At 29.7% G+C, this 3,630-nt stretch carries 7 protein-coding genes; all 7 read left to right on the top strand.

The window, feature by feature from the left end:
• Positions 1 to 322, top strand: a 322-nt coding sequence (locus tag VK998_RS03465; protein WP_325225510.1) for a GNAT family N-acetyltransferase, incomplete at its 5' end; no start/stop codon positions are given.
• Between the two features lie 57 nt (positions 323 to 379).
• Positions 380 to 544 (top strand): GNAT family N-acetyltransferase, encoded by a 165-nt coding sequence (locus tag VK998_RS12980; protein WP_414713551.1) that lies wholly within the window; start codon positions 380 to 382, stop codon positions 542 to 544.
• A gap of 12 nt (positions 545 to 556) precedes the next feature.
• Positions 557 to 829 carry an 8-oxo-dGTP diphosphatase gene (locus VK998_RS03460; protein ID WP_325225507.1) on the top strand — a complete coding sequence of 91 codons (273 nt, stop codon included), beginning with the start codon at positions 557 to 559 and terminating at the stop codon, positions 827 to 829.
• Between the two features lie 239 nt (positions 830 to 1,068).
• Positions 1,069 to 1,623: a flavodoxin family protein gene (locus VK998_RS03455; protein WP_325225505.1), complete on the top strand. Its 555-nt coding sequence runs from the start codon at positions 1,069 to 1,071 to the stop codon at positions 1,621 to 1,623.
• Positions 1,624 to 2,210: 587 nt separating this feature from the next.
• The gene (locus tag VK998_RS12975) at positions 2,211 to 2,330 is read left to right on the top strand and encodes a DUF4160 domain-containing protein (RefSeq protein WP_414713550.1); all 120 of its coding nucleotides are present in this window, start codon (positions 2,211 to 2,213) and stop codon (positions 2,328 to 2,330) included.
• 80 nt (positions 2,331 to 2,410) lie between these two features.
• Positions 2,411 to 2,692: a ribosomal protein L7/L12 gene (locus VK998_RS03450; RefSeq protein ID WP_325225503.1), complete on the top strand. Its 282-nt coding sequence runs from the start codon at positions 2,411 to 2,413 to the stop codon at positions 2,690 to 2,692.
• A gap of 355 nt (positions 2,693 to 3,047) precedes the next feature.
• Positions 3,048 to 3,266 (top strand): PF20097 family protein, encoded by a 219-nt coding sequence (locus VK998_RS03445; RefSeq protein WP_325225502.1) that lies wholly within the window; start codon positions 3,048 to 3,050, stop codon positions 3,264 to 3,266.
• The last annotated feature ends 364 nt before the right edge of the window (positions 3,267 to 3,630 follow it).

Below are 3,630 nucleotides of genomic sequence, written 5' to 3'. Positions count from 1 at the left end.
CAAAATAATATCTATAAATGGTCAAGATATTGGAATTATAGATTATATAATGAATTATCCAGATGAAGATGCAGTATACATAGGATTATTTATGATTAATGGAGATTTTCATAGACAAGGATATGGGAAGGCATTTATTGAGGAGTTCACAGCAAATATGAGGCAAAAAGGGTATCGCAGATTAAGATTGGGTGTGCTAAAACAAAACAAAAATGGATTTGAGTTTTGGACAAGAATGGGATTTAAAGTAGTAAAAGAAATGTTTAGCAAAATTCATCCTGAAAGGAACTGGGAAATTATGGTTATGGAAAAAGCAATTTAAACTAGAAGGAATAGTAAGTAAGTTATATTATATTTTATGAGGTGATTTTATTGGGATATGAGATTAGTTGAGTGTGGCTCTATATATTCAATGTATTTTCTTAAGGAATACTGGGGAAAAGGGTTAGGTACTAAGTTAATGGATGAAATTATAAATATATTAAAGAATGAAGGATGTAAGCGGGTTTCATTATGGGTTTATGAAACAAATATAGTGTATTAGAGAGGTACAGCAATGACTCGAAGTGAACAAGCTATTTTTACTAATATGTGTATGATATACAATGAAGATTATATTTTAGTACAGGATAGACAAAATTTAGATTGGCCAGGAATTACATTTCCCGGAGGACATGTTGAATATGGAGAATCTTTCGTTGAATCTGTTAAGCGAGAAGTTTTTGAAGAAACGGGCCTTATTATTGAAAATCCAATTTTATGCGGGGTAAAGCAATTTCAAACAAAGCAAAATCAGCGATATGTAGTTTTATTTTTTAAGACTAATTAATTTGAAGGAAATTTAAAATCCTCAAAAGAAGGTGATGTGTTTTGGATAGAAAAAGAGAATTTATGTGAGTATAAGCTAGCTCCTGATTTTTTAGATATGTTTAACATTTTTGAGTCTGATAATCTAAGCGAATTCTATTATCATAAGGAACATGGTAAATGGCAGAAGAAATTATTATAAATAAAAACTTTTAGTCATCTAATATATTATTTACATTAACCTGAAAGGGAGGATTATTAGTGAGAAAGATTAGTTTAGTATCTTTCAGTGCTCGAAATACAGGAAATTGCTCCTTAATGGCAGATTATATTATTAGTAAATCTTTAAATTATGAAGTGAAGTATATTTCTATAAATGATTTAGATATCCATGAATGCAAGAATTGTAATTATGAGTGTATGAGTGAAAGGTGCATATACCACAATGACGATGCTTATTTGTACTTTCAATCAACAAAAGAAGTTAATAGAATTATTTGGCTCGTTCCAATGTATTGTGGAAATCCATCTTCACTTTATTTTAAATTGAATGAACGAAGCCAAGATTTTTGGATGAAAAATGAATCTTATTACAATGAATTTCTAAACAAATTATTTATTATTGGGATTGGTAATATAGATAAAGGTAATCCATTTAGGCAAATTTTTGAATCAATGTATAATTGTTCTACAGTTTCTAGCTATAGTCATATACTTATTTTAGAAACACATAAGTATGGTCTAAATTCAATAAAAGATTCTCTTATTGCCAACCAAACAGTAAAGGAACAAGTTAATAAATTTCTAAGTTTATAAAATATAAAACTAGCAGGTTTATTATGATATAAATCTGCTGGTTTTATTTACCTGCTTAATTAATTTGTTGTTTTATTAGATACATCAACCAACAAGTAAGTTTTGCTAGTAGAACCGATACGGTGAACCGTATCATAAATAGGAGAAGCTATATGTTATAGGATAATGTTCAGGGGGCTATCATAAACTGGAATTAAGTGGTATAATACGTGTAAGTAATGTTATGTGCATTAACGAGTTGACATATAATCAAGTTGACATCTAAACGGGTTGACACATAGGTCAACCCCTACGATGTGGAATATATCACAGTTGTGGGTAGGGATGGACCTGTGTGTCCATCCGGTTTCATACGACACATGATTTACAATAGGCATCGCAATGGTTCTAGCATATATAATGGTTGTGCGTAGGGGCAGACCCATGTGTCTGCCCTCCAATAATACGACTCATCATTTATATCATATGTAGTAAATATTATGCTATAATATATTATCTATGTTGAAATATTGTATAAGGGGGAAATCCTAGTGCCAGAAATATCACTTTTTTATGGAATAAAGGTAACAATGCATTAAAATGATCATATGCTGCCCCATTTTCATGCAAAGTATGGCAATGCTGAAGTATTAATAGATATACAAAGTGGAGTAGTTTTAAAAGGGTTTTTTCCTGCGAAGCAGTTAAAATTAGTTCTTGCTTTGTAAATGAAAATTATATTTGTTTAATAGTTGAAAATAAAATGATATATCTATTATAAAATTAACTAGCAATGGAGGTAGAAAATATGGAATATATATTTTTAATTTTAATAGCTATTCTATTTACTATTTTTAATACAAATATTAATGCATTACAACGTGGCCAAAAACGTATAGAATCAAAATTAGATAGAATTATTGAGCGTCTTGGATTACCTGAACCATCTAAAGAGAAAATAAATGATGAGTTGAAAGATGAGCTAATAAAACTTATTGAGGCAAATAAGAAAGTTAAAGCAATAAAAAAGTTAAGGGATGTTACTGGAATGGAATTAGTTGAAGCAAAGAATTATGTAGATAGTTTATGATAAACATTAAGAATTGTTGTGGGAAATAAGTTTTGGATAAGTTGAAAAGGTTTAAATATTTAAGATAATATAAAGTTATTCAGTATATAATGAATGCTCAGGAGTGAAGAATTAGATATATCAGTTTTATAAAACCAGTAGTTTTATTATGAAAACCTACTGGCTTTTTTATATATATTTTGCTAATTAAAGTTACTTTTTATTGTATATATATAATCAAATAAGTTTTGCGGTTCAAGCTTTACTTACTAAATGTTAATGTTTAAGGGGTTACTATGAACCCCTGTAAATGATATTATGTATATGAGCAATTTAATGTGCAACACATATTGTTCATATAATAGGAGGTCTATAAATGGAAAATATAAATATATGCCCATACTGTGGAGCAAAAATGAAATTAGGTTTTATACATGGAGATAGATACCCTCTTAAATGGATTCCTGAAGGAAAAGATAAGGGAATATTTTTACAATGGTTTGCGGAAGGTATCAAATTAGGGTATAGTATAGAAGCTTTTTATTGTGAAGAATGTAAAAAGATTATTATCGATGGAGAAAATAACACGAATTAAAGCTATAAAATTAATGTATATAATTTATAAATTATATGAAATAAGTATTAATATTGAAGGCATATTGTAATTAGAAATATATCTTTATTGTATTTATTCTTGGAAATACCATAATATAAAAAGGTATTACCTATTTATTATTATTTAGGTTGAATATATCCTAAAATGGAGCTGCAGTAATTTTGATGGGGAAGATATTTATAAAACTATTCAAGCTAAAGCATCCCGCCAATCCGGGGCGAACTCGCCGCCCCGGGATACGATGATAGGTTGCATTACGCCAACTCACGGAAGTACAGCGTCGGGATATACTCGCTCGGTGCAAGCCGGACGTTGCTGGACCATGCCTGTTTGTCGCTGCCGG

The sequence above is a fragment of the Schnuerera sp. genome (assembly GCF_035459645.1).
Taxonomy (GTDB): Bacteria; Bacillota; Clostridia; order Tissierellales; family Tepidimicrobiaceae; genus Schnuerera.
Note: the sequence above shows the minus strand (reverse complement) of the source record. Positions and strands in the feature narration are given on the sequence as shown.

Bases quoted from the DNA above. Each gene is read 5' to 3' on its own strand.
- VK998_RS03445 (WP_325225502.1), top strand. From the start codon at position 3,048: ATGGAAAATATAAATATATGCCCATACTGTGGAGCAAAAATGAAATTA.
- VK998_RS03450 (WP_325225503.1), top strand. From the start codon at position 2,411: ATGGAATATATATTTTTAATTTTAATAGCTATTCTATTTACTATTTTT.
- VK998_RS12975 (WP_414713550.1), top strand. From the start codon at position 2,211: ATGCTGCCCCATTTTCATGCAAAGTATGGCAATGCTGAAGTATTAATA.
- VK998_RS03460 (WP_325225507.1), top strand. From the start codon at position 557: ATGACTCGAAGTGAACAAGCTATTTTTACTAATATGTGTATGATATAC.
- VK998_RS12980 (WP_414713551.1), top strand. From the start codon at position 380: ATGAGATTAGTTGAGTGTGGCTCTATATATTCAATGTATTTTCTTAAG.